This is a genomic window from Paenibacillus sp. UMB7766-LJ446, assembly GCF_030226665.1.
Classification (GTDB): Bacteria; Bacillota; Bacilli; order Paenibacillales; family Paenibacillaceae; genus Paenibacillus; species Paenibacillus vandeheii.
In genome coordinates, this window is the sequence record NZ_JASOYM010000004.1 from 256,791 (window position 1) to 279,636 (window position 22,846).

General features: G+C 46.5%; 17 protein-coding genes. 12 read left to right on the top strand and 5 right to left on the bottom strand.

All coding sequences use genetic code 11. The features are described from left to right. Window positions 1-557: 557 nt before the first annotated feature. The 3 genes from QP794_RS12270 to QP794_RS12280 all read left to right on the top strand — a co-directional run bounded on the left by QP794_RS12270 (window position 558) and on the right by QP794_RS12280 (window position 5,182). Entirely contained in the window at window positions 558-1,541 is a 984-nt protein-coding gene (locus QP794_RS12270; protein WP_285076859.1) for a LacI family DNA-binding transcriptional regulator, read from the top strand. Window positions 1,542-1,710: 169 nt separating this feature from the next. After that, the gene (locus QP794_RS12275) at window positions 1,711-3,186 is read left to right on the top strand and encodes a glycoside hydrolase family 32 protein (protein WP_285076861.1); all 1,476 of its coding nucleotides are present in this window, start codon (window positions 1,711-1,713) and stop codon (window positions 3,184-3,186) included. Window positions 3,187-3,214: 28 nt separating this feature from the next. Beyond that, window positions 3,215-5,182: a sucrose-specific PTS transporter subunit IIBC gene (locus QP794_RS12280; protein WP_285076862.1), complete on the top strand. Its 1,968-nt coding sequence runs from the start codon at window positions 3,215-3,217 to the stop codon at window positions 5,180-5,182. 440 nt (window positions 5,183-5,622) lie between these two features. Here the strand turns inward: QP794_RS12280 and QP794_RS12285 are convergent, their stop codons facing one another. Then, window positions 5,623-7,347, bottom strand: coding sequence for a cellulase family glycosylhydrolase (locus tag QP794_RS12285; RefSeq protein WP_285076864.1), 1,725 nt, complete (start codon window positions 7,345-7,347; stop codon window positions 5,623-5,625). A 672-nt stretch (window positions 7,348-8,019) separates the two neighbouring features. On the opposite strand from QP794_RS12285, the gene QP794_RS12290 reads away from it, so the two are divergent. The 3 genes from QP794_RS12290 (at window position 8,020) to QP794_RS12300 (ending at window position 12,685) form a co-directional block, all read left to right on the top strand. Further along, window positions 8,020-9,462 carry a 6-phospho-beta-glucosidase gene (locus QP794_RS12290; protein ID WP_285077454.1) on the top strand — a complete coding sequence of 481 codons (1,443 nt, stop codon included), beginning with the start codon at window positions 8,020-8,022 and terminating at the stop codon, window positions 9,460-9,462. A gap of 285 nt (window positions 9,463-9,747) precedes the next feature. Further along, entirely contained in the window at window positions 9,748-10,578 is an 831-nt protein-coding gene (gene licT, locus QP794_RS12295) for a BglG family transcription antiterminator LicT (protein ID WP_090807446.1), read from the top strand. Between the two features lie 217 nt (window positions 10,579-10,795). Continuing rightward, window positions 10,796-12,685: a beta-glucoside-specific PTS transporter subunit IIABC gene (locus tag QP794_RS12300; RefSeq protein ID WP_285076866.1), complete on the top strand. Its 1,890-nt coding sequence runs from the start codon at window positions 10,796-10,798 to the stop codon at window positions 12,683-12,685. 72 nt (window positions 12,686-12,757) lie between these two features. Here QP794_RS12300 and QP794_RS12305 read toward each other — a convergent pair whose 3' ends face one another. After that, window positions 12,758-12,889, bottom strand: coding sequence for a hypothetical protein (locus QP794_RS12305; protein WP_285076868.1), 132 nt, complete (start codon window positions 12,887-12,889; stop codon window positions 12,758-12,760). Window positions 12,890-12,912: 23 nt separating this feature from the next. Beyond that, window positions 12,913-13,503 (bottom strand): biotin transporter BioY, encoded by a 591-nt coding sequence (locus QP794_RS12310; protein ID WP_079344298.1) that lies wholly within the window; start codon window positions 13,501-13,503, stop codon window positions 12,913-12,915. A 130-nt stretch (window positions 13,504-13,633) separates the two neighbouring features. Here QP794_RS12310 and QP794_RS12315 point away from each other — a divergent pair, with 130 nt between their 5' ends. The 5 genes from QP794_RS12315 to QP794_RS12335 all read left to right on the top strand — a co-directional run bounded on the left by QP794_RS12315 (window position 13,634) and on the right by QP794_RS12335 (window position 18,025). Continuing rightward, window positions 13,634-14,479 (top strand): ATP-binding cassette domain-containing protein, encoded by an 846-nt coding sequence (locus QP794_RS12315; protein ID WP_285076870.1) that lies wholly within the window; start codon window positions 13,634-13,636, stop codon window positions 14,477-14,479. Further along, on the top strand, window positions 14,464-16,218 hold the full coding sequence (locus tag QP794_RS12320; protein WP_285076871.1) for an ATP-binding cassette domain-containing protein: 1,755 nt from the start codon (window positions 14,464-14,466) through the stop codon (window positions 16,216-16,218). The genes QP794_RS12315 and QP794_RS12320 overlap by 16 nt, the downstream gene beginning before the upstream one ends. Window positions 16,219-16,321: 103 nt before the next feature. Next, a complete protein-coding gene (locus QP794_RS12325) occupies window positions 16,322-16,630 on the top strand; it encodes a hypothetical protein (protein ID WP_024628740.1) in 309 nt (102 codons plus the stop codon). Between the two features lie 171 nt (window positions 16,631-16,801). Further along, entirely contained in the window at window positions 16,802-17,377 is a 576-nt protein-coding gene (locus QP794_RS12330; RefSeq protein WP_285076874.1) for a GNAT family N-acetyltransferase, read from the top strand. Window positions 17,378-17,455: 78 nt separating this feature from the next. Further along, window positions 17,456-18,025 carry a GNAT family N-acetyltransferase gene (locus tag QP794_RS12335; RefSeq protein ID WP_285076876.1) on the top strand — a complete coding sequence of 190 codons (570 nt, stop codon included), beginning with the start codon at window positions 17,456-17,458 and terminating at the stop codon, window positions 18,023-18,025. A gap of 156 nt (window positions 18,026-18,181) precedes the next feature. Here QP794_RS12335 and QP794_RS12340 read toward each other — a convergent pair whose 3' ends face one another. After that, a complete protein-coding gene (locus QP794_RS12340) occupies window positions 18,182-19,708 on the bottom strand; it encodes a sensor histidine kinase (protein WP_285076878.1) in 1,527 nt (508 codons plus the stop codon). After that, on the bottom strand, window positions 19,708-20,391 hold the full coding sequence (locus QP794_RS12345) for a response regulator transcription factor (RefSeq protein ID WP_079344304.1): 684 nt from the start codon (window positions 20,389-20,391) through the stop codon (window positions 19,708-19,710). The genes QP794_RS12340 and QP794_RS12345 overlap by 1 nt, the downstream gene beginning before the upstream one ends. Window positions 20,392-20,594: 203 nt before the next feature. Between QP794_RS12345 and QP794_RS12350 the strand changes: the two genes are divergently transcribed. Further along, window positions 20,595-22,844 carry a glycosyltransferase family 39 protein gene (locus QP794_RS12350; protein ID WP_285076880.1) on the top strand — a complete coding sequence of 750 codons (2,250 nt, stop codon included), beginning with the start codon at window positions 20,595-20,597 and terminating at the stop codon, window positions 22,842-22,844. Window positions 22,845-22,846: the final 2 nt, after the last annotated feature.

Genomic DNA, 22,846 nt, shown 5'->3' on the forward strand with positions numbered 1-22,846 from the left:
CTTCAATATAGGTTTATGCAAAAAACACAAAAAGGCCCTTCATCCGTAAGGGACGAAGAAGCCGTGGTACCACCCTAATTAGAAACGGTCCTGCTGATTGAATACAGCCGATCTGTTTCTCACTTTGACCTTTTAACGCAAGGAACGGATTGTCCTAGAAGCTGTACCTTGAGGAGCAGCTCTTCAGCAATCGGCTCGGGAGTGAACTTCGGCGGCATGTTCCTTTCGGGTGCTCTCAGTCTTCGGCACCGCGTCCCTGTAATGAACGATAACTCCGCGTACTCTTTCCGTCATAGCCTGTATGAATAATGATGTTCTGTGCTGTATTTCATGATGCACGTTACGAATTGAAGTTATACTAGCATCTCACGTTCCTTGTCTGCAAGAAGCTGAATTAATGCCATGCATCAATAACGCTTTACCGTGACGCATTATACATCTTCTTCCAGTGTCCTGTGTGATTTACTAATAGCTTCATGGGAATAGTATTCGCAAGGGTCTGCCATTCGAAGTATAATATAAGTGAATGCATGCGAATGTGAATAAGAGGAGAAATTATGAATAAAACGATTTCGGATATCGCCCAAATGGCAGGCGTAGCGAAGAGTACAGTCTCTCGTTTCCTGAATGGTGGTTCTGTTAGTGAAGATACACGGCAGAAAATTGAGCGCATTATTAAACAATATAATTACGTACCCAATACGTTTGCACAGAGTCTTAAAGCCAAAAAAACCAGTATTATTGGAACGGTTGTTCCTCGTCTGGATTCCTTTGCAACCTCCCAGACATTGATTGGCATCGATGAAGAATTAAGAAATAATCAGTATCAGATGCTGATCGCGAATACGAGCCAGGATATGCAACGCGAGATTGATGCAATATATGATTTTGCCAGACAAAAAGTGTCAGGCATTATTCTGCTAGCCGCCGAAGTGACCGATGCACATCTGAAAGCCGTTGAAGACATCGGGATTCCGGTCCTCTTAGTAGGACAGCAGCATAAACAGCTGCACAGTCTGGTTCATAATGATGATCAGGCGGGGTATGAGATGGGTAAGCATGTTGTGGAAAAAGGCCATCGGAAGATCGTCTATATGGGTGTGACCGAGAAAGATCAGGCGGTGGGTATCCATCGCAAACAGGGGTTCAAGCGTGCAATTGACGAATGTGGCGGATGTGATGTGACGTATTATGAGACAAGCTTCAAAATGTCCGAAGCTATAGTTACCGCAGAAGCGATTATGAAAGAAAGCAAACCGACCATTATTGTGGGCGCAACGGATAATATCGCACTGGGTGTGATGAAAATTGCTTTTTCCAACAAGGTACGAATTCCCCAGGATCTCTCGGTTACCGGATTTGGTGGTTATGAAATTACCGAGATGATTCATCCTACGCTAACGACGGTGAAATATCATTATTTTGAGGCAGGTCAAGTGGCGGCCCAGCACATTATTCGTCTGGTAAAAGGCGAGCCAGTGGAACAGTGCACGATCCTTGATGTGGAGATTATTCCACGAGAAAGCGTTGACAAGATATAAATGAATCCTATATGATAATTCCATCGAACCGGTTCCACACCAAATATCCAATACGGATATGGGAACACGGTGCAGGCGACAAAGCCATATGGAATTATTTTTTTAAGTACATTGGAACCGGTTCCTCTAATTTAGGTTTTACTTTTCGCGAGGATGGAGAACACTTTTTATGAAAATGACTAGAGAGCAGCGGTACAGACGAATCGAGCAGGCAGAGCCTGGAGAAATAGGCAAGCTGGAAGCTTTGATCTCAGCATGTCCGTGGAGACAGAGTTACCATATCCAGCCTATAACCGGACTGCTTAACGATCCTAACGGATTCTCTTATTATCAGGGGTATTATCATCTGTTCTATCAGTGGTTTCCACTCGGGACCGAGCATGGAATGAAATATTGGTATCATACCCGTTCAACGGATCTGGTGAACTGGGAAGAAGTCGGAATTGGAATTCAGCCGGGTGACACATACGACTCACATGGGGCGTATTCAGGCAGTGCTATTGAAAAAGAAGGTCAACTGTATCTGCTGTACACAGGCAATACAAGAGATCAAGAGTGGATCAGGCATCCGTATCAGTGTTTGGCGATTATGGATGAAAGCGGTTCAATAGCCAAAGTGGATCAACCTGTAATCTCCGATGTACCTTCTGGGTACACAGAGCACTTCCGAGATCCAAAGGTATGGCAGCAGGGGGACACGTATTATTGTGTGATTGGAGCCCAGCGCGTGGATGAGACCGGGTGCACAGTATTATATCGCTCGTCAGATCTCAGAAACTGGACGTTTCTTGGAGAGATTCATACTGGGCTACCGAAGTTTGGCTACATGTGGGAGTGCCCCGATTATATGGAGCTGCAAGGTCAGGGTGTGCTGATCTTTTCTCCTCAAGGAATAGAAAGTCAGGGAGATGAGTATCAGAACATTTTTCAGTCGGGCTATCTGATTGGCGAACCACTGGATCTTCAGACAAGACATTTCGAACATGGTCCGTTTCAGGAGCTGGATCGCGGATTTGACTTTTATGCCCCGCAGACGATGCAGGCGCCGGATGGACGACGAATTCTGGTGGGATGGATGGGGCTCCCGGATTTGGAGTATCCGACAGACCAGAGTGGATGGGCTCATTGCCTGACGATTCCGCGGCAGCTGACACTTCGGGAGGGCAAGTTAATTCAGCAGCCTGTCTCTGAAATGGTGAAGCTTCGCGGGGATGATGAAGGGAATCATATGCAATTCACACTTAATAATGAGACCCGATCTTTCGCGGATTTTGCTGGAATTGCTTATGAGTTGGAATGTGAGATCCGTGATTTTGACGCAGAGACCGTAGGCATTGAATTTCGGGCAAGCGCAGAAGAGAAGACCGTGTTGCAGTATGATCGCTTGGCACAGAAAGTAATCCTGGATCGCTCCAAATCAGGCGCCCCGCTCGCGGAGCCGAATGGAAATGTGCAGCGCTGCGCACTGAATGCAGACGTGCTTAAGATTCATATGTTTGTGGATTCTTCTTCCGTTGAGATCTTTGTCAATGATGGAGAAGAAGTATTCACAAGCCGTATCTTCCCTAGTAAGGAAAGTGTGGAGATTCGCTTCTTTGCACATGGAGGCAAGGCAGAATTTCAGGCATCAAAGTGGGATTATTAGAGATATAACGTGAGAGGAATGAAGAACCATGTCGGATAATCAGCAGATTGCCCAGGACGTTATTCGTGCCATCGGGGGCAAAGAAAATATCGCGTCATTTGCACATTGTGCAACACGTCTTCGGATCATGGTGAATGACAAGGACAAGATCGATCAGAAGCAGGTCGAGAACATCGACAAAGTGAAAGGGGCTTTTTTCAACTCGGGCCAGTATCAGATCATTTTCGGAACAGGAACCGTAAACCGGATATTTGAAGAGGTAGAGAAGCTGGGGATCGAGGGAACTTCCAAGGAAGACGTGAAGAGTCAGGGCAAAAAGGAAGGCAATGCTTTTCAACGGGCCATTCGTACGTTTGGTGACGTTTTTGTACCGATTATTCCTGTGCTCGTGGCAACGGGGCTGTTCATGGGGCTGCGGGGGCTGCTCACTCAGAATGAAATTCTTTCGCTGTTTGGTGCAACACCTGAAGACATTTCGCCCAATTTCCTGCTATTTACTCAGATCCTGACGGACACAGCATTTGCATTTCTGCCTGCACTTGTAGCCTGGTCTGCGTTCCGCGTATTTGGCGGGAGTCCGGTTCTGGGTATCGTTTTGGGTCTGATGCTTGTGAATCCGGCGCTGCCAAATGCGTACGCTGTGGCCGATGGATCGGCACAACCGCTGCATATGTTCGGGTTCATACCGGTAGTCGGGTATCAGGGCTCCGTGCTGCCTGCGTTCTTCGTGGGGTTGATCGGAGCGAAGTTTGAGAAAGTTCTGAGAAGACGTGTACCGGAGGCACTGGACTTAATTCTTACCCCTTTTATTACGCTGACGGTCATGATTACGTTGGGACTCTTCGCGATCGGCCCGGTATTCCATTCCCTGGAGGAGTGGGTGCTGCATGGAACGACTGCCGTATTGGGACTGCCATTTGGTATTGCGGGTATTATTATTGGCTTCTTTCATCAAATTATTGTCGTTACCGGTGTTCATCACATCTTTAACTTTCTGGAGATACAATTGCTGGAAAAAACGGGCTTTAATCCGTTCAACGCGATTATTACCTGTGCTATGGCTGCACAAGGAGCGGCTTGTCTGGCGGTGGGGTTGAAAACCAAAAATACAAAGCTGAAAGCACTCGCACTTCCTTCGTCATTTTCTGCATTTCTTGGGATTACCGAACCTGCTATCTTCGGGGTTAACTTGCGGTATATGAAACCATTTATCATGGGGCTTGTTGGAGGCGCTGTTGGTGGATTTCTCGCATCCTTGTTCCACTTGCAAGGTACTGGTATGGCGGTGACGGTTATTCCGGGAACTCTGCTGTATTTGAACAGTCAATTGCCTTTGTACATTTTGTCCAATGTGGTGGCTATGGGTATTGCCTTTGCACTTACCTGGTTCTTTGGATATAAGGATCAGCCCGTTGCGGAGGAAGTATCGAGCCATACAGAAGAAGAGAACAAGTCGGAAGTTCCGGCGCAAAAGTCAAACCCATCTGCCAGCCAGGCTGTGAACCATCGTACAAAAGTAGGTATCCTGGAGATTGCCTCACCGATGACCGGCACAGCCGTTGCTTTGGAGCAGGTTCCTGATCCTGCATTCTCGGAAAAGCATATGGGAGAAGGGATCGCTATCGAGCCTTCTGAGGGTAAAGTATTTGCACCTTTTGACGGCGTCATCGCTCATGTGATGAACAAGAGCAAACATGCAGTAATTCTGGAACATGAAACGGGTGTTCAGATGCTAGTGCATATTGGAATTAACACGGTTGGATTGAAGGGGGAAGGTTTTACCGCACATGTGAATAGCGGCGACACCGTAACCGCAGGACAACTGTTGATTGAATTTGACATGGAAGCCATTCAGGCTGCAGGACTTCCATTGATTACACCTGTGCTCATTCCCCATGGGAACGATCGGATTGAACAGGTGATGGCTAATTTCACAGGCCCTGTTCAAGCTAATGGGGAAGCACTAATCATTGTGAAATTTACTGAACCGCAATAAGAGAAAAATTAAAAAAAAAAACAGGTCAGAAATGCAAAAAGACCCGGTGTATATCACCAGGGTTTATTTGCATTTTTATGTATCTTTTCTTTGAAACGGAAGGTGTCAAAAAGAATAATACGTCAGGGCATATTGCATCAGAAAGGTGCGGATTTGCAATCACCGTTCCAACCTCCATAGGCAAAATCACCTTATTGTTATCACTATACTGCCGATTATGTTACGGAAATGGAGATGTTTCATTTTTATTATAAACCGCCCAAAAGGCAGGGGATAAACCGCAACATGAGACTGAGGCAACGAAGTCGCCTGATCGTGCTCTCCTATCGCCAGTGGGATTTAACCACGTAAAAATGAAAAACGTTCTGTCCAGAGCCCTGTGCCCTGGACAAAACGTTTCGTGAAACCCAATCTGTTATAGATTGGGCTGTAAAACCCTATTAGGAAGAGATTCCGACAACACTGGAACCATTCTTTGTAATTTTGTACGTAATGATGTCTCCGCTCCAGAAGTGGAACTTAAGAATGACTTCGCCATTATTCGTTTCGTTGAAAAAGTTTTGTTTCAGTTCAATCACGTTACTACTGTAATTCGGACTGAAGGTGTAGGAAAATTCTTTGAATGAAGTCCAGTTTTGCGGACCTGCGTTTCCGCCACTTGTATACGTTGCTTCCATGGTGGCCAATTGATTGCCATTAAAGGTAGTCGGAATCGCAAATGAGCTCGTTGTGCCCGTTACATTACTCAGTTTAGGCGTATCATACTTGATGATATTCAGGTTCCAGTTTGCGCCTTTGTTGAATTTGATGGTCAGCTTGGCATTGACGCCAAGATTGCCGGAAGTGGTCAGTCTGGTCAATAGACTGGATTTCAATGTCAGCACATCACCACTGATGGTGTAATCCGTTCCATTCACAAGGGTTGTATTACCATTGACAAGAGAACTAAATGTATTACCATTGAGATTCAGTTTTACGGTTTTATCCTGAATTGCAGCCCCTTTTTTCAGATATACCAGATCGGATTCAGCAGTGGACGAACGACCTGTCCAGCTTGCTTTCATCGTGTTATACAGGTCAGGGTCAGACCAGGTGAAGCTGGTACGGCCGAAATGCTGTCCATTATCCCATAACATGGTGGTCATTTGCTTCGAACGGAGGTATTGGCCAATGAATTCAAAGAATTTCAACTTCTCACCTTGCTCAATGACGCCTGTGTGCTGATCAAAGCCGAGCAAGCCATACTCACCGACGATAACCGGAATGCCTTTGGCAGTAAAAGCATTGTACACACGGTCGAAGGTATCCGTAATATCCTTTTGCACTTCAGCATTATATTTCGTATACCCTGCAATATTCACGCTGAATGGCCAGAAGCCATAGTAGTGGACTGTAGCGATAAGGTTAGGATCATTCAATTTCGCAATCGTCTGGGATAATGCATCCAGATCTGGTTGAGCGGAAGAGGTATGCAACGTTGGGAGGACCAATGGACGTGTTGCATTATTTCCCCCCGATGCTCTCACGATTTTATGAAAAGATACATTTAACTCATCCAGCAACGCGTATGCAGTAGCGGTATTCGTTGTACCACCTTCGGTGAAGCGTGGTTCATTTACACTTTCGAACATCAGCTTGGTGGAGGCATTTTTGAATTTGTTTGCAATTTGAGTCCAGGCAGAGTTGTACCGTGCAAGAACATTGGCATGGTCATTCTCCATATAGCTGATCCACTGCCATGAATCGTGATGGATGTTGATCATGACATACAGATTGGCATCAAGAGCCCAGTTTACAACCTGTTGTACCCTATTCATGTAAGCGGTATCAATAGTGTAGTTGGGTGCTCCACCCATGTGAGCTTGCCAGGTCACTGGAATACGAATACTCTTGTAGCCTTGATTGGCGATACTTTGGATCAGCTGCTGAGTGATTAGCGGGTTACCCCAGGCCGTTTCATCTGCACCAACAGCATCCAGTGAATTACCGAGATTCCAGCCCGGCTCCATCGCAGTAACGTAGGATTGAATATTAGTTGGAGCGGCGGCAGCACTTGTCTGAACCGTCTCATCTGTAGCTGCAGAGGCGATGGCGGATGAGAACAAGGACAGGATCATTGCTGTTACGATAGTGAGTGAGAGGACCGATTTGCGGTTTTTGTTCATTAACATAATCTCCTTTGTAATTATAATCGTTAAACTAGGAATAGAGCGCTTACAAAAATGGGTGATTTAAGCTCAATATCGAACAAGACCCTAGATTGATTTAAATGGAATCACCACCAAATTAAGTATTGAAAACGTTTTCTGAAATGCAAATATATCATGATTTATTCAAAGAAAATACCATAATAATTGGATGATAATTCATGTGAAAATTAGTGATTATGACAGTTATGGAATATCGTAGGGGAATGCATTATCTCACTTCGAGTTACTCGGTTGCTTCAGGAGCAATCGATACACCCAGGTTGCGTGGTGCTTTGAATCATCTTTGGCTGGCATCTGACGCCGCCTCCTATATCACAGGCACTACGATTCACGCGAATGCGGGATACTCGTCTCGATAAACGTTAGGGGAAGAATTTGAAAGATCTAATCCGGCTTCTACAGCCCAAGTCACAACAAAATTGACAATTCAGCTATTCCTTGCTAAAGTTTTATCCAATCCGCATAATTGTGATCTGGGAATGTTACCGATATGGGCATAACCTGAGCTGGCTTGTTTACACTGCAACGTGTATCCAGGCTGGTTCGGGTTTTTTCTATTTTGTCTTATTAGTGTTTCTTGCGATTGGAGCGGATATCTGAATTACATATTTGGAAGGAGAATGAATGATGACTAATTTTAAGTTTCCCAAAGACTTTTTGTGGGGTGGAGCCATTGCTGCCAATCAGGCAGAGGGCGCTTATCTGGAAGATGGTAAAGGGCTGAGTATTGTTGACTTGCTGCCGACAGGAGAGAATCGCAGAAGCATCATGAAGGGCAATGTTCCTGCATTGACCCCGCTGGAAACCGAGTTCTATCCTTCACATGAAGGGATTGATTTCTACCATCGTTATCCTGAGGATATTGCTTTATTTGCCGAGATGGGATTCAAAGCGCTGCGTGTATCAATTGCATGGGCACGGATTTTCCCGACCGGAGAAGATGCACAGCCAAATGAAGCGGGATTGCAATTTTATGACCAATTGTTCGATGAACTGTTGAAGCATGGTATCGAGCCAGTAGTAACACTTGCTCACTTCGATGTACCGGTTAATCTAATTGAGAAATATGGCAGTTGGAGAAGTCGTGAACTGGTGGGTCTTTTTGAAACCTATGCCAAAACCGTATTCAGCCGTTACAAGGACAAGGTGAAATACTGGATGACCTTCAATGAAATTAACATGCTGCTGCATCTGCCATTCCTGGGGGCGGGTCTTGTCTTCAAGGATGGTGAAAATGTGAAGGAGATTCAGTATCAGGCAGCACACCATCAATTGGTGGCAAGTGCTCTGGCTGTTAAAGCCTGTCATGAGATAATTCCCGGCGCAATGATCGGCTGTATGCTTGCGGCAGGCAGCTTCTATCCGTATACATGTAATCCGGAAGATGTATTCCAGGGCATGGAGAAAGACAGGGAGTCCTATTTCTTCATTGATGTTCAGTCGCGAGGAGAGTATCCGGGCTATGCCAAACGTTTCTTCAAGGACCATGGATTGAATATTGCCATGCAGCCAGGAGATGCTGAAATTCTGAAAAACCATACGGTTGATTATATCGGATTTAGTTATTATTCAAGTCGTACAACCTCCACGGACCCTGAAGTGGTCAAAAATATGACGACTGGCAATGTATTTGGTTCAGTAGCCAATCCATATTTGGCAAAATCGGAGTGGGGTTGGACAATTGATCCCAAAGGTATCCGTATTACAGCCAATCAACTGCATGACCGATATCAAAAACCGCTGTTTGTTGTGGAAAATGGATTTGGAGCCAATGATGTGGTTACACCTGAAGGTGAGGTTGATGATGTGTACCGCATTGATTATCTGAAACGCCATGTTGCCGAGATGGGTGAAGCTCTGCAGGACGGTGTAGAGATTATCGGTTATACAAGCTGGGGACCCATTGATATTGTCAGTGCTTCTTCGGGAGAGATGAGAAAACGCTATGGTTACATCTATGTGGATCGTGACAATGAAGGTAAGGGTGACCTGAAGCGAATCAAGAAGAAAAGCTTCCACTGGTACAAAAACGTTATTGAATCGGATGGCAGCAATTTAGGTGAAGAGTAAAAAGTGCATTATCGGGATAATTCTCCCTCATATGATCGGAAGGACCATCCTTCATGGAACTTCCGATTGTTCCCTCATTGAAAGCGTTGACATCTATGTCTCTTCGCGCTATACTTGACGCAATTATATCGTTTTGGGATTGTTACTACTTGAAGTAGGCAAAACCTAAGCACCAAAAAACAGACGTACATGTCTTGTTTATTTTGTGATGCTTCAGGTTTTTTTTGTATGCCCAAAAGGTGATATATGACTGCCAAGAGAGTGGATCGTGACGGGGGGATTGAAGTGAAAATAGCAAAGGTTATCAACAATAACGTCATTAGCATCTATCAAGCGGATGGAGCAGAGCTTGTCGTGATGGGGCGTGGGATTGCCTTTAAGAAAAAGCCGGGGGATAAAGTAGACGAGACCCGCATCCAGAAAGTATTTGCGCTTAAAAACAAGCAGACATCCGACAATTTCAAAATGCTGCTGCGCGAAGTGCCGATGGAACTAATCGAGATAGTGGAGGAAATTATTACCTACGCCAGAGAGAATCTCGGCCGCAATTTGAATGAAAATATCTATGTTTCCCTAACAGATCACATTAACTTTGCGATTGAACGATATCGTGAAGGGGTTGAAATCAAGAATGCACTGATGTGGGAAATCAAACAGCTGTATAAGGCTGAGTTCGGATTGGGTCTGAAAACGCTGGAGCAGATCAAGTCGAGATTGAATATTGAGCTTCCACCGGATGAAGCAGCTTATATTGCCCTGCATATTGTCAATGCAGAGATGAATGAAGAAGTCATTACAACGATGAACATCACGAAGTTTATTCAGCAGATTATTAATATAGCGAAATATCACTTCAAGATGGAATTCGATGAAGAGTCTCTCAGCTATTTTCGCTTCATTACGCATCTGAAATTCTTCTCCCAGAGGGTATTAAGCGGAACGCATTATGACAACAACTATGACCACTTCTATGACATGATCAAAGAGAAGCACCCGGAAGCAGCGGCATGTACGGAGAAAATCGAAATGTTCGTTAACAAGGAATATAACCATCAGCTAACCAACGAAGAGAAATTGTATCTGACCGTCCACATTGAGCGTGTCGTTAATCGTTAATAATTAAAATGTTGACAAATTTGGTTAAATCATAATAATATGAGATTAACAGGAATTGAATACGATTTAACTGGGATTGTTACTGGTTATGCAGGCAAAACCTAAGTCATGAGAAGACAGGACCCGATGTGTGTCCAAAACTTACTCAAGGCTTAGGTTTTTTGCGTGCAAAAAAATCGGTAAGATGCCTGTTTTAGCAAATATGGGGGTGCACAGCATGAGTCAGGAAAAACTCGCAAAAGAAATTGTCGAGCTGGTCGGCGGCGAAAAGAATGTGGTATCACTCGTACATTGCGCAACACGTTTGCGGTTTGTATTGAAGGATGATGCCAAGGCAGACAAAGCCAAGCTGGAGAAGACAGAGGGAATCATTGCAGTCAAGGAAAACGGGGGTCAGTTCCAGGTGGTCGTTGGCAATAAGGTGCCTGAAGTTTACAGCGCCATTGGTCAGATCAGCAGCATTTTGGATGACTCTTCCGATAAGGAAAAGCCGAAGAAATCCGCAAAAGGCCTAGGCGGCATTATTGATGTGATTTCCAGTATTTTTGCTCCGCTGCTAGGGGTTATGGCGGGGGCCGGTATCCTGAAAGGATTGCTGCTCATTGCAAGTAATGTCGGCTGGCTGGAAACGACGGAAACCACGTATAAGATCTTGTTTGCAGCGGCAGACAGTCTGTTTTATTTCCTGCCTTTGCTGTTAGCGGTTACAACCGCCCGCAAATTCCAGGGTAACATGTTTGTGGCGATGACGATCGCAGGCGCATTAATCTATCCTTCCATCGTTACACTCAAGGCGGAGGGTACGCCAACTGATTTCTTCGGGATTCCTGTCATTTTGATGAACTATTCATCTACCGTTATTCCTATTATTCTGGCAGTGATCGTCATGAGCAAATTGGAGAAATTCTTCAATAAAGTTCTTCACGAAAGTGTGAAAAATTTTGTCACTCCATTATTTTTGCTTGTCATTATGGTTCCACTTACTTTGCTCGTATTCGGTCCATTTGGTGTATATGTAGGTAATGCTATTGCATCAGGACTCGTGGCCGCCTTCGGATTCAGCCCGTTATTGGCAGGAGCCGTTATGGGTGCAAGCTGGCAGCTGCTCGTTATTTTCGGAATTCATTGGGGTCTCATTCCCGTATTCATTAACAACGTTGCTGTGTATGGACGTGATGGCGTCAAGCCAGCTGCGACAGCTTCCATCTTCGCACAGACCGGAGCTGCCTTCGGTGTTATGCTGAAAACCAAAAATAAAAAGCTGAAAACGCTGGCAGGTTCATCCACGCTGACAGCCCTATTCGGGATTACCGAGCCTGCCATCTATGGTGTGACACTTCCACTCAAACGTCCATTCATCGCAGGAGTTATCGGTGGTGCGGTAGGTGGGGCCATCATTGGTCAAGCAGGTACTCAGGCATTCGCTTCGGGCGCTCCAGGCCTGCTGACTTTACCGATCTTCTATGGACCGGGTGGAGAGGGCTTCCCTGGACTGATCCTTGGGATCTGCGTATCCTTTGTTGTTGCGGCTGCACTGACCTACATTATGGGGTTCAAAGATCCGGTTGAAGAAGAAGAAAAAGAAAAAAGCACAGAAACCACCAAGCCATCCGAAAGAACAGCGGCTTCATCGGATCAAGAAGTACTCAGCCCAATCGAGGGAACCATTGTGGATCTTAGCGATGTACCTGACCCGGCATTTTCGTCGGGCGCGATGGGCAAAGGCATTGCGATTGAGCCGGCAGTCGGCAGAGTCGTTGCTCCTTTTGATGGTACAATTACCGTAGCTTTCAAGAAGAAACATGCACTGGCTGTTGTATCGGATACGGGGGCTGAGATTTTGGTCCATGTCGGGGTCGATACCGTGAAGCTAGATGGTCAGCACTTTACATCACATATTCAGGAAGGTGATCGGGTGAAAGCGGGAGACTTGCTGCTGGAATTCGATATCGCTCAGATCAAGGCAGCAGGTTATCATACAGTAACACCTATCATTGTAACGAATTCTACGGATTATGAGGAAGTGGTTCCTTTGATTACGGGACAAGTTCGGGTTCAAGAACCGTTACTTACCCTGTATGGTGGTAAGGGACCGGAACAAGAGTAGGAATAGGAACAAAAGCCGTGTCCAACGTAGAACAGAATGTTTTCTGTTTACGTGGACACGGCTTTTTGGCTGTTAACCAATCAGATTCAAATTCACCAGATCCTGAACCTGTCCCATCATGTAGATTGGATCTTCCCGAAAGCAGTCTTCCGTCATGCGGTAGACCTGGATGTTCTGTACTGCCGGAAGCTGCTGCCAATACATGCTGCGTTCAACTCAATGAAGTCCTAAGAATCTGCTCGTACAACCGTTGAGTTCATGTTGCCAGTCAGTCGCTGTGGAGGGAAGACCATGCGAACAGGTGCGATGATAATTGCAGCGAACAAGGCTTTGATCAGATCACCGATGATGTAGGGATAGAATCCTTGAATCATGGCCTCGGGTAACGACATTTTGTAAGCATAGGCCAACCAGGGCACGCCCGAAACATAAATCAGCATTGAACCAAACACCTCAAATACGATAAAGGCGAGGAAATAACCTACAAAACCGTTCAATTTGATTTTACTGAGCAGCAATCCAATGATCAATGCGGAGAAGGGCCACATCATGACATATCCCCCGGTAGGCCCGAGGAGTACAGCCAGTCCACCTGCGCCATGCAGAAGCGGGAAACCAATTGCAGTCAGGATGACGACCAGAGCGATACTTAGAAAACCATATAATGGACCAAGCAGTCCGCCTGCCAGCATAACCGCAAGAGTTTGCAATGTAATCGGCACAGGAGAGAAACCAATGGGAATACTTATGTATCCAAAAATAACAAGTATGGCTGCCATGAGTGCGCTAAATACAATACCTCGCAAAGACAATTTCATGTTTGAACATTCCTTTCAATTTTGGTAATCTTATTGTTAACCGATCAAACGAATGTGGTTAACGATTTGGATCGTACCACAAAAGATTCAAAAGGGAAAGGACCAATTTAAGATGCAAGACGTTACACCTTTGATAACACTAGAAAATGTCCGGGTTCATTATGCGTCCGAGTCAGGTCGTGTTCGTAAGGCAGTGGATGGAGTTTCACTGAAATTGGTTCCCGGAGAATGGATAAGTATCGTGGGAGCCAATGGTAGCGGCAAAAGTACGCTGGCTGGGCTGCTGATTGGATTCATTCCGTTATCCGGCGGAGAAAGAAAGGCTTCTCCAGAACTGGTTGTTCGTGGAGTACTCCAGCAGCCTGATGCCCAGGTACTTGGAGATACCATTGAGGAGGAATTTCATTTTGCCTTAGCCTCGTTGCTTGAATCTCCTGAGGAGCACTTACGACGAAGAGAGCACGCTTTACATACGGTAGGACTTGAGCACCCGCCAGAGGCGGCCATATCTATGCTGTCTGGAGGACAGAAGCAGCTGCTTAATATTGCGGTTGCGCTGGCGGCCAAGCCGGATGTACTCATTCTGGACGAGCCTACGGCCATGCTTGACCCTGGAGCCAGAGATCGAATGGAAGCTGTAGTTCAAGCCATTGTTCAGCAAGGGACAGCAGTAATCTGGATTACGCATCATTTGGAGGAAGCGACGCTGTGCGATCGAATTATTGCCATGGAACAGGGACGATGCGTTTACGATGGAACGCCTGAGGTTTTCTTCTATGGAAGGGAGAGGCAGGAGACGACGGCTGAGGCTGGAAAAGAAGCACAACAACCATCGCCCTGCGAAAAGCTTGGGCTTGCTCCACCTTTTACGGTGCAGACAGCTCTACTCCTGAAACGAAAAGGTCTGCTCCAACATGCGACACCTCTGCGACCTGAGCAGTTGGTTAAGGAGGTAGCCCTTTGGCAATCGAACTAGAACATGTAGGCATTGCTTCGTCACAATCGGACAGAAGACCGCTGCTTCAAGATATCACTGTCCAACTGAACCGTGGAGAAATCACTTTGTTGCTGGGCTGCACTGGATCAGGTAAAACCACACTGCTGCAAACAATTGCTGGCCTAAAACCTCCAGATGAGGGTAGCCTCAAGCTGGACAGAGAGCCTTACTGGCAGAAGGGGAAAGTACCACAGTCCATTCTGTTGCAAATGGGATTGGTCTTCCAATTTCCCGAGCAGCAGCTATTTGCCCGAAGCATTGGACGTGAATTTGCGTATTCCCTGCGTCCATATCGTCTAACCGAAGAACAAAAGAAAAGGCAGATAAATGAGGCGCTTGAGCGATGGGACTCCCCGACGGGGGGGCATGAAAGGGAAGAACGATTTCATCTGGACAGATCACCCTTTGCACTAAGTGGAGGCGAGCGGAGAAGACTGGGGCTCGCCCTGGGAACGGCTGCGCAGCCTCCATGGCTATTGCTCGATGAACCGAGCGCCGGATTGGAAGCACAAAGTGTAGTCACGCTGCTGGACGTATTGAACCAGCATCGAAATGCAGGTGAGGGAGCCATTGTGGCTACGCATGATCTGGACACTTTTTTACCTCTTGCGGATCGTGTTCTTTTGTTGCAGAAGGGACGTCTGGTTGGTGATGTTTCACCAAAAGAACTTCAGGCCAGGCCAGAATTACTGGAGCTTGCCGGAATTGGGCTTCCACCTTCCATGCAATTGGCACAGCAATTCGGGGCGGCGGGCATGCATTTGCCTTTTACTGCCTTGACCCCGGAGGAAATGGCTGAAAGTATTGTTCAGTTCGTTAATGAACCGTTAGAGCCAAAGGCTGATACCGTTGATAATGAGGAACAATTCAGGGATGAAGAGAGACTTGCCTTATCACGCTTCGACACTTCGGAAGGAGAAGGCAGACAGGAGGCTATCTACTCCCACGCTGAATCAGGTTCAAGCAGAGGAATATATGGAGCCATGGACCCACGTCTGAAATGGGTTTTATACATTTTGCTCGTGACTGCGACGATGCTACAACACCACTGGCTAGGTTTGTCACTCACGTTGGTTCCGGTATTGCTGGCCCTTGTTGTGCTGCCTCGTCACACTTTGGCTGGATGTATGAAGTTAATGAAGCCGCTGGTACTGTTTTTTCTCGTATCAACAGCGTTATCGGGGACGACTCTTTCTACAGAAGGAGGCGGCCTTCAATTCGGATTTTCCCTGATGCAGGCGGAAGCGACGTTACTGAATGTGTACCGTTTGTTTATCGTCACGTTGGCAAGTCTTTGGTTTTCACTGACTACGCCTTATGGACGCATGGTGGAAGGACTGAACTGGGTGCTTGGCATCGGCAAAAAAATCAAACTGCCCGTGTCATCGTTTGCACTCGCTGTGTCTTTAATCTTCCGTTTTATCCCGATGATCTGGAGTGAATGGCAGCGCTTCTCGCTGATCGTCCGGGCACGCGGCAAAGCTGCATTACGACCAAATACGGTACGGGTACGTGATCTTGGTCCGATGGTCATTCCTTTGCTCATGGCGCTGTTTCAGCGTGCAGAGGACATGACGATAGCGATGGAAATGCGGAAAGTCAGAGAGAATTCCATGCTTGGAGCACGCTCCTCCTTATTGGTATGGTCCAAACGGGATACGTGGATTTGTATGATTGGACTTATTATTTTTGTATTTTATATCTGGATCAGAGATTGAAGAATGTACTTTTCTTTTGCCAATGAACATGCATAAATGCTTTCATTCCCGTTCAAACTAAACATGCTTTGATCACCACGAAGCAGATATGGAGGGACGAACGATGAAGGATAAATTTTTGCAAGAAGATAGGAAAGAATATACCGATGTGTCCACGGTGGAGTCGCAGCGAAATGATATCACACTCGAAGAGTTCCCTGAAGGTCCTTACGGCTCATCTCTGATGTCTGAATCTCTTGGCAAAAGCTCGCCGTGGCGAGTGGATCAAAGGACTGCACACCGTTTCGATTATGAAAATCATGAACTGCACGAAGGGGAAGTACGGGATTATCCCGGTCAGGACGTCTTCGATGAAACGGTCCCCGATAGTGTAACCAAACCACAATACCCGGAAGAAGAAGAATCGGAATGACGTTATATATAAAATAGATGATAGCCTTCGGCAGGATCGTTCTGTCCGGGGGCTATTTTTAGTTGTATCGAAAAAGAAAACAAATCTCCTCAAATTCCACAATATGGGTTATCATAGGCGTAGATTATATTATTTTGAGAAACAATTCATTGCCAAACGGGGGATATCAGAATGAGAGAGATTAACTATAACGATTATTTTTGGCAGGATGATCAGGTTAGATTGCGGGCTCTTCGTGAGGAAGATTGGGAAGATCATTATTATAACCGCTTTGATTCACCTGCTCGCCGTTTACTTGAATGTGCAGTGGAACTGCCCCCTACGAATGCTGAGGCGAAGAAATTTACAGAAGCCTTCTCCGATTTCTCTCTAGACAGAGGACGGATCATGTTTACGATTGAAAATATGAATGGTGAGAATGTCGGGGGCGTTAATTTGAACAGCATCGATGAGAGGAATGGTACCTTTAGCATTGGAATTCAAATTGACAGGGATCATCGCGGAAAAGGATATGGGACGAGAGCCATTCGAATTTTGTTGAAATATGCCTTTTTCGAGCGCAGGCTTAATAAATTCAATGATTATGTTCTCGAAGGCAATGAACCTTCCGCAGCTATGATGAGAAAACTTGGGTGTGTGCAGGAAGGGGTGCGTCGTCAGGTGATTTATACCGATGGAAAATACCAGGATCTGATCCTGTTCGGATTAACGAAAGACGAGTTTATTGATAAGGAAGGACTTGCGTGAGTCTCATTTTAAATTAGAGCGACATGGTGTTTATGATCTGCCAATGTTAGCTGTGTAAGATGAATTATAGGAGGCATTATGAAACAAAACATACAAAGTGATGAATTAATCATTGATTGCAAAGATATTTATTTGCGCGAGTATCGAGCTGAGGATTTGGAGAAATTGCAGGAAATCACCTGGCAACCCGAGGTTTACGAATTTTTACCGGGATGGAATGCTGCGGTTGAAGAGAGAGCCCTCTGGCTCACTCAATACGAAATTCCCGAGAATCAGAATTTTAAACAAGCTGTTTTGGCGGGTGGAGACATTGGGGACCTCTATTTACGTTTGGCTATCGTGCTCAAAGAAAACGATGAGTTCATAGGATGGTGCTGTTCGGGGATTAAGGACGAGCTGCCAGCACCCAATCGGGAGATTATGTACGGCATTTCGAAACACTTCCGGAACCGTGGCTTTACAACGCAGGCAGTACAAGGAATAACACAGTATTTATTTGAAAATACAAACGTTGAAGTGTTGAATGCCATCGCTTTATTAACAAATCAGGCATCCAATAAGGTAATACAGAAATGCAATTTTGAATGGCTGAATTTGATCGAAATCGAGAATGAACCGTACAACCATTACCTATTGCGGAAACAGTAACGATAATTTTCGATACAAATGCACAATGTACCAATACACCAATCCGATACTAAACGAATAACCCTTCCCATTTCTCCGTAGAAATGAAAGGGTTATTCGTCATTTGATAGGAGCCGCAATAAAACGAAAAGCTGCATCTTGTGACCCTCGTTCAGCTTAGGTTTCACCCTCTACCAATGGCAGTAAAATCGTAAATTCGGTTCCTTCGCCGATCTGGCTGCGTACTGTGATTTTCCCGCCATACGACTCCACAATTGAACGGGTGATGGCAAGGCCAAGACCCGCGCCACCTTGTTTTCTCGAACGGGAAGAGCTTGTGCGGTAGAAGCGTTCAAAGATGTGAGGGAGATGCTCCGGTTCAATCCCTGAGCCATTATCTTTTATGGTTAACTCGGCTTTATGCTGAACGGCATATAAAGTGATGCTGATGGCTCCCCGATCTGAATCGGTGTGCTGTACTGCATTGTGGAACAAATTGAGCACAACCTGCTTTAATTTGTGAGCATCAGCCATGACATGGACTTCAGCTGTCAGGTCAAGATGAACCTGTCTTTGCTGAGCCATCATGACAAGCTGTGACTGCATTTCGAGCAGCAAACTATCGAGTTGAATGACCTCCTGCTCCTGCTGGGGCGCCTGGTCCAGCTTGGTCAGCATCAGCAGATCCTCTACGAGTTTGTTGATGCGGACGGATTCACCATACATGCTGTTCAAAGCGTTATATAATTGCTCGCTATTGGAGGCTGCGCCGCGCTTGAGCACCTCAATAAATCCGTGAATGGAGGTAAGAGGGGTACGCAGCTCATGGGAAGCATCGGACAGAAAACGCTGCATCTGCTCCTTCGACTCCCGCTCTGCTTCAAAGGAGTCTTCCAGCCTTTCGAGCATGCCGTTAAATGAAAGCGCCAGTTGATCCACTTCCTGTTGTCCCTGCACCGCAGGAAGGCGTTCGGCCAGACTGCCTGCATCGATTCGTTGCACCGTGTCTACCATGCTGGATAAGGGAATCAGTGTCCGGCGAAGTGCCTTGGTGTATAGAATAAGTCCAGCGACCATAGCCAGCAGGGATAACATCAAGAAGATCAGAAGCTGTTTCACGATCAGATCTTTTAGCGGTTTCGTAGGGGTGCCCATTTGCACCATGGGTAAGCCGCGATTACGTGGTCCCGGTGAGGAGAAAACGATTAACTGCTCATTGCCCTGGTTATCCGTTACAATCCGGTATGGAACATGATGCTTATCGTTGATCTGATCTGTAATGTTCTCATATTCAACGGATGTCAAGCGAGGAGCGGTTAGACCGTCTTCACCAAAAATGTCCTCGAAGCCACTTTGATTATCAAATAAGGCCAGTGAACGATCCGGAATGTACAAGAAACGATTGCCTGATCCTCTTGGATCTGATCCGGATTGCCCGCCAAAAGGATTATTTGTCGCACCACTTCGTGAAGACGTTCCGAGCCAAACAGGGGGCATGGACATGAGCTGCTCTTCCATCGTTTTCGCCTGGTTGCGATACAGAAAGCTTTCCATAATCCAGAATTGAAGAATACCAATTAACAACAACAGAGCAGCCAGAATGAACAGGGAGCGCGCGAGTAATTGAGAGCGAAGCGAACGTGGCGATACCCAGCGATGCAGCCATGCCCAAGGAAGTTTATCCTTCAATGGTAAAGACCCCATTAGAGATCCACCCTGTATCCGACACCTCGAAGGGTACGAATGAGTTTATGCTCTTTATCGCCCAATTTGTCACGCAAGGAGCGAACGTACACCTCCACAATGTTTTCTTCTCCACCAAAATCATACCCCCACACACGGTTCAGAATGGTCGCTTTACTCAGGACAATGCCATGATTAAGCACGATGAATTTTAAAAGTTCATATTCAGTAGGAGACAACTCCAGAATCTGATCGTGATAGGTAATCTCTTTGCGTTGATCATCAATTCGGAATGGCCCATGAGTCACCGCACCGATTAATAATGGAAACTGATTACGAAGCCTTGCCTGAATCCGTGCAAGCAATTCGTCGAACGCAAATGGTTTAATCATATAATCGTCGGCACCAAGCCATAGGCCTTTGACGCGATTCTCGACTTCATCTTTGGCTGTCAGCATGATCACCCCGATCTGAGCCCCGCTCTTGCGCAGTCGCTCAACAACCTCAAACCCATCCATCTCTGGCATCATTACATCCAGAATGGCCATATGTGGACGGAAATCAAGTGCCAATTCAAGCGCAGCGGCTCCATCGGGGGCTGTACGTACATCAAAGCCTTCATTGCTTAGTCCAAGCTCCAGAAATTGCAAAATATGTGGTTCATCATCTGCCAAAAGTATTTTAATGCCAGTACTCAGCTTCATAAGCAGGCGTTCCTCCCCGTTAAATCCATCTATTACATACCCTCAATTTTACAGGTCTATATGCTATATTATCGCTCGCCAAACTGAAAATTAGCTGAAAAGTTTGCAAGTTATCCTCAGGCAACATTCAGCGGGCACTCATCCCAGTTTTACTTTGGCATGCCACAATAGTAGACATGAAGAACTTGAAGGAGTGATTGAGATTGAATATCGCCAAACGAAGGATTGATCTTATCCTTCTGCCGATTGTTTTACTGGCGGCATTTCTGAACGGGTATGGCATCTGGAACGATCAATATGCCAATTCCTATTATACGACCGCCGTTGGGAGCATGCTGAGAAATTTCCATAACTTTTTCTATGCATCGCTCGACTCGGCTGGTTCGGTTACCGTAGACAAACCACCCGTTGTCTTCTGGATTCAAACCGCTTTTGCTTACGTTTTTGGATTGCATGGATGGAGTGTTATTTTACCGCAAGTATTAGCGGGGATCGGTTCGGTGCTGCTGATATATTTCATGGTCAAGCCTACATTTGGACTTGGCGCGGCGCGAATCTCGGCACTTGCGATGGCAACCGTACCAGTAGTGGCTGCGGTGAGCCGTACCAACAATATTGACAGCATGTTGGTGTTTACGCTGCTGCTGGGTTCATGGTTTTTATTCAAGGGAAGCAAGCAAGGCAGTACTTGGCGCATTCTGGTAGCCTTTGCGCTCATTGGACTGGCTTTTAATATGAAAATGCTGCAAGCCTATATGATTCTTCCGGCTTTCTACTTGTTCTATCTGCTTGCATTCAACGCCAAGTGGAGAAGAAAAATCATCTTGTTAATTGGAAGTACGGTAGTGCTGGCCGTTGTTTCCTTATCCTGGGCAGTCACCGTGGATTCTATACCGACAGATGAGCGGCCTTATATCGGCAGCAGTGAAACCAATTCGGTGCTGGAGCTGGCTTTTGGATATAACGGTTTATCCCGTCTCACGGGACAACAGAACAGATCAGCGAATGCAGGTATGCCAAATGCCTCTGATGAAGGTATTGTTCGTGGCAGCTCCAATTCCCAGGGTTCAGGAACAGATCAGTCGGGCAGCGGCTCGGCTCCAACAGGCAATCTACCTGGAAACGGTGAAATGGGTGGCATGAACGGAATGACTTTCCCGGGCGGCCAGATGCCAAACGGTGGCGAGATACCTAATGGAAGGAATTTCGGAGGCGGCAATGGTGGCGGTGGAGGCATGGGCGGCATGTTTGGCACGGGGGAAAAAGGTCCTCTGCGGTTATTCCAGACTGAACTGTCCGGTCAGGCCAGTTGGCTGTTGCCGGTAGTATTGCTTGGCTGCATCGCCATTTTTGCAGGATTAAGACGAAGAAATATAACCGATAAGCATAAGGAAGCTTTGTTCTGGCTGGCTTGGCTGCTTCCGGTAGCTGCTTTCTTCAGTGTGGCAGGCTTCTTCCATCAATATTATCTGATTATGCTCGCACCTCCGGTAGCGGCATTAACCGGAGCAGGGTTTGCCGCCATGTGGACGGCATATCGTGAACGCAATGGCTGGCAAGCCTGGCTGCTTCCGTTGTCCGTGCTGCTGACGACCATCTTCGGCTGGTATATCATGCAGGTGTATAACGAGACTATCGGGGCAGGTTGGTCCATAGGTGAATTAATTGCAGGCATTCTGATCACGATTATCCTGATTGTGCTGCTTAATCGTTCACACCCATGGAAACAGGGTTTGATTATCGCAGGTTTCATGGTCATGCTGATCGGTCCGATCTATTGGGCATTCACACCTATTACGTATGGAGGCAACAGCATGATTCCGGCGGCTGGACCTACAGGTTCCAATGGGATGTTCGGCGACATGGGCATGGCTATGGGAGATAGACAGGGTGATCGCAATGGTGGCGATATGGGTATGACTCCGCCGAATGCATCAGATGACACCGCTCAGGATATCCCATCGTCCGATGATGCTGACCCGAACAATGCGGGCATGGGAACACCTCCGAATTCAGGAGGAAGCATGAATGGTGGCGGAGGAATGCCTACGACAGGTGGGCGAGGTGGAGCAGGGAACCGCAACGAAGAAGTGGACACCACAACCCTGAATTATCTGAGAGAGCATAACACAGGTGAAACCTATCTCTTCGCAACGACGGACTACAACCAGGCCGCCCCTTATATCATTGATGAAAATGAAGCAGTCATTACGCTTGGCGGGTTCTCGGGTTCAGATCCGGTGTATACCACGGAAAAACTGGAACAACTCGTGAAGAGCGGACAAGTGAAATACTTCATGGTAGGTGGCATGGGTGGCCGAGGTGGAAGTTCTGATATCGGCGACTGGATCAAGGAGCATGGTACGGAGATTCCAACGTCAGATTGGAAGACGGGAACAGATAGCGATTCCGGTTTCGGCGGTCAAACGACTTTATATGAAGTGAAATTATAAGT